This is a genomic window from Acidithiobacillus sp. TH-A36 (assembly GCF_057473445.1).
In genome coordinates this window covers 1-4,226 of sequence record NZ_JBYCKP010000475.1, presented here as the reverse complement: position 1 = coordinate 4,226, position 4,226 = coordinate 1, and the positions used below count along the sequence as shown (strand labels likewise).

Genomic DNA, 4,226 nt, shown 5'->3' with positions numbered 1-4,226 from the left:
CGGCGATGGAGTGAGCGGCACGGGATTTACGCTTACCAATAGTGGCTTGATCACCGGCGGCGCAGGCGGCACCGGCGGCGCAGGCGGTAACGGCGGCCCCGGCGGCCCCGGCGGCCCCGGCGGCGGCGGCACCGGCGACGTAGGCTACGGCCCCGTCGGCACCGGCGGCCCCGGCGGCACCGGCGGTAACGGCGGTAACGGCGGTAACGGCGTGAGTGGCAAGGGATTTACGCTTACCAATAGCGGCTCGATCATCGGCGGCGCAGGCGGTAACGGCGGCCCCGGCGGCGGCGGCAGCACCGGCGCAGGCGGCGCAGGCGGCGACGGCGGCGACGGCGGCATCGGTGTGGTTTCCACAGGGGGTTCCACGATCACCAATGCGGGCACCATCAGCGGGGGTCTGGCGGATGGTGGGGCGGGCACTCGGGCCGATGCCGTGTCTCTCTCCGGCGGCGGCAACAGGCTCATCCTCGAAAGCGGTTCTGAGTTTAACGGTAACGTCGTCAGTACCAGTAGCACGACCCAGGGCGGAGACATTCTGGATCTGGGGGGAAGTACCAACGACACATTTAAACTGTCAGATATTGGTTACAGCCAGGAATATCAAGGATTCAGCACATTTGGAACCGATGCCGGCAATACGGCGACATGGACGCTGACGGGTGCTTTTGATGGCAGCGATAACAGCGTCACGCAATGGATTTTCAACAGCGGTACGGTCATTGATAATGGCAGTGGCGGCCCCAGTGGGGGGACGACTATTAACGGCGGGACGCTGGAAGTCGGGGATGCCAGTTCCAGCACTGCTTTTCTCATTGGTCCGGTAACCGTTAATTCCGGGAGCACCCTACGCGGCCACGGCACGATTGACGGTAATGTCACCAATGCCGGAACGGTCTCTCCTGGTGGCAGTAGTATCGGCACGCTTACGGTCGATGGTAATTATACCCAGAGCATCAAGGGTACACTGGCTATCGAAATCACCCCGAAAGACAAGACGGCAGGCACGGACTACAGCCAGTTGAACATTGTCGGTGTAGCGACGTTGGCGGGCACTTTGAATATTGTGCCGAACGATGCTGGCTCTGGATATGCCTTAGGAGAGACATACGATCTGGTACATGCGAGCAAGGGGGTATCGGGTACATTTGGGCCGCTGACTGGTCTGTCGCCGTTGAAGGACTATGTGACTGGAAAAATGGGCTATACCCCTGACGACGCCAGCCTAACGCTGACACCGATACCAACGGCAGCTCCAACAGCAGCACCGACAGCAGCACCGACAGCAGCTCCAACGGCAGCACCGACAGCAGCTCCAACGGCAGCTCCAACGGCAGCTCCAACGGCAGCTCCAACGGCAGCTCCAACCGCAGCTCCAACCGCAGCTCCAACGGCAGCACCGACAGCAGCTCCAACGGCAGCTCCAACGGCAGCACCAACGGCAGCACCAACGGCAGCACCAACGGCAGCTCCGAGCCCCATCCCATCGTCAAACAACCTGGTGCATACGGGCCGTGCAGTCGTGGCTTCTACCTATGTGATTAACCAGGGAGCCGAGAGTGTCGTCGCCAGTCTGCTGGACGGAGCCGATCAAGTGGGTGGTTCCGGTACGCCGACCTTTACCAACAGCCATATCGGCACCTGGGGCAAGGGCTTCGGTGGTTTTGGAGCCACCAACGGTGTTTCCACGGAAGATTACGGTGGAATGGCAGGTTATGGGGTCAATCTTGATCACACGCTGACCCTGGGCGTCGCCCTGGCCGGATATGGAACGGGCACGAGCACATCCTCCTCCGGAGTCGGGCGTCAGCAGGTCACGACCAGCAGCTTTGGCGGTTTTGCCTATGCCATCGATACCCAGGGACACCTGCGGATATCGGGAGACCTGGGCGGGGGCTACCTCCACCTGAATAGTCTGCGGCACATCTATTCAGCGGGAACCAACCAGACTCTGGAAACCGCTAGTGGCCATACCGACGGCTGGTACTTTGGGGCTGGTTTACAGGGTCAATACCTGATCCCGCTGGGCCAGAGCTTCCTGATGCCCTACGGCAAAGTGCAGTATGTACACACACAACTGGGTGGCTTTGGAGAATCGGGCGCGAATTATATCGCCAACCTGAATATCCACTACGGCGCCCTGCACACCAGCGTCACCTCCTTCAGCGGCGGATTACGGGCGGGTACCGATATCCCGATGTCGGGCTTCACCCTGATTCCCTGGGTGTCTGTCGGTGGAACCGGTAACGTGGGCACGCTGCATGTCAATCAGTCGCTGGCAGTGGGTTTGTATAACAGCAGTGAATATGCGCTGGTGGCCCCGGATGGCGCCCTAGATGCGGGTGCGGGGATTACCCTGCGCGGTAGTCATAATGATCCGTGGTCGGTGAAGGTGGCGTATAATGGGCAGTATTCACAACATACCCATTTCAACACCTTTGATGTGCTGGCCAACTATCGCTGGTAACCTTTCATAGCAGAGTGTGCGGTTCAACGCTTCAGCCCGGCCCTGTGCCGGGCTTTTTATGATGGAGGAAACATGGCGTATCGACTGATGCAGGCAGAGGCGATTGATCTCTCGCTCTGGAGTGGATTGCTCAGTCCGGAAGACTGCCAGAAGCTGATTGCCGTGGGGCAACAGACTTTACGTCCGGCTACGGTGACCGATGAAGCCTCCGGCCAGCAAATCACCATTCCCAACCGATCCTCGGAGATGAGCTGGCCGAAGCGGGAAGAACATCCGATGCTACAAAGCATCGCCCAGGGTGTCGCCCAACTGACCGGTATTCCCGTGAGTCATCAGGAGCCCCTGCAGATTCTGCATTACGCCCCCGGAGGAGAATACCGGCCGCATTTTGATAGCTTCCCGGAAGGCAGCGAGACGCTGAGCCAGGGAGGAAACCGGCAAATGACCCTGATTTTGTATCTCAATACCCCCGCCGCTGGCGGAGAAACGGCTTTTCCGGAACTCGGCATCAAAGTGGCCCCGATCACGGGCTGTGGCGTCCTGTTTCGGAATCTGGATACAGCGGGCCTGTGCCACCCGCTTTCCCTGCATGCCGGCTTACCGGTCGTGCAGGGAGAAAAATGGATCGCCACGACCTGGATACGGCAGAACCCCTATGTCTGAAACACCCACACAGCCTTTTGCAGCCCCCACCATGACTCTGCCGGAAGCCCTGCAGCGGGCCAATGCCCACTGGCAGGCCGGACAGGCGGCCCAGGCCGAACAACTGTGCCAACGCATCCTGACCCGTATGCCCAGCCAGGGGGTTGAACGCCCTGGTGACGCGCTCCAATGGGTCCGATAACAGGAGATAACACCGTGCAGCCCCGGATCTTTGTTTCCGTAGCGGCGTATGCCGATCCCCAGCTCGAATATACCCTGAAAAATGCCCTGCAGCAGGCGGATCATCCCGAAGCGCTGGTCTTCGGGGTCTTGAATCAGACGACGAATCAGACCTCTGACCGGCTCATGCTGCAAGCCTATCCCGTTCGTCTGATGCAGATCACGCCCCAGGAAAGCTACGGCGTCTCCTGGGCGCGTGCGGTTATCCAGTCCTTATACGACAATGAGCCTTACACCCTGCAAATAGATTCCCACATGGTTTTTGAGCGCGGTTGGGACACACTGCTGATCGAGACTCTCAACGGATTGCCGGGCAAGCCCATTCTGTCCAACTACCCTTACGGGTATAGCAGGGTGGGGAATACCATTACCCTGGACTGTGAGGTCAGTCCGGACACGACCCTGATTACCCGGCCGATGCCGGATCAGGGGCTGACCCCGGACAATCTGACCTTACGTTTTCACTCCCGGCACCTTCCCGAGCGGCAACCGGTACAGGGCTGTCATATATCGGGGGGCTTCTTCTTTACGCGGGGGGATTTTATGCTGGAAGTGCCCTATGACCCGCAATGGTATTTTCATGGAGAAGAGCAGGGGCTGACACTGCGCGCCTTTACCCACGGCTGGGAAGTTTATCATCTCCCGCACATTCCGCTATACCATCTGTACAAGCCCATGCACGTGGCCCATAGCGGTCATCACTGGAATCCCCAGTGGAAGCGTCCGGCGGAACAGGTAGCGCATCTCGAAGCGCGGGCGCAAAAACGTTTGTGTGATCTGGTGGCCGGGCGACTGCGAGGGGTTTATGGTCTGGGCGACAAAAGAAGCCTCTCAGATTTTACCGCATTGTCCGGAATCGATTATCTAGCCTGCACCA

The 4,226-nt window shown here is 59.5% G+C and carries 4 protein-coding genes; all 4 read left to right on the top strand.

Annotated features, from left to right (window positions below; translation table 11 throughout):
- Window positions 1–2,467: autotransporter outer membrane beta-barrel domain-containing protein (locus AC2VLY_RS12200; RefSeq protein ID WP_486922365.1), on the top strand; the 2,467-nt coding region annotated here is incomplete at its 5' end.
- Window positions 2,468–2,539: 72 nt separating this feature from the next.
- The gene (locus tag AC2VLY_RS12195) at window positions 2,540–3,130 is read left to right on the top strand and encodes a 2OG-Fe(II) oxygenase (RefSeq protein WP_486922364.1); all 591 of its coding nucleotides are present in this window, start codon (window positions 2,540–2,542) and stop codon (window positions 3,128–3,130) included.
- Complete coding sequence (locus AC2VLY_RS12190) at window positions 3,123–3,311, top strand: hypothetical protein (protein ID WP_486922363.1); 189 nt, start codon at window positions 3,123–3,125, stop codon at window positions 3,309–3,311. The genes AC2VLY_RS12195 and AC2VLY_RS12190 overlap by 8 nt, the downstream gene beginning before the upstream one ends.
- 14 nt (window positions 3,312–3,325) lie before the next feature.
- Window positions 3,326–4,226: GlcNAc-transferase family protein (locus AC2VLY_RS12185; protein ID WP_486922361.1), on the top strand; the 901-nt coding region annotated here is incomplete at its 3' end.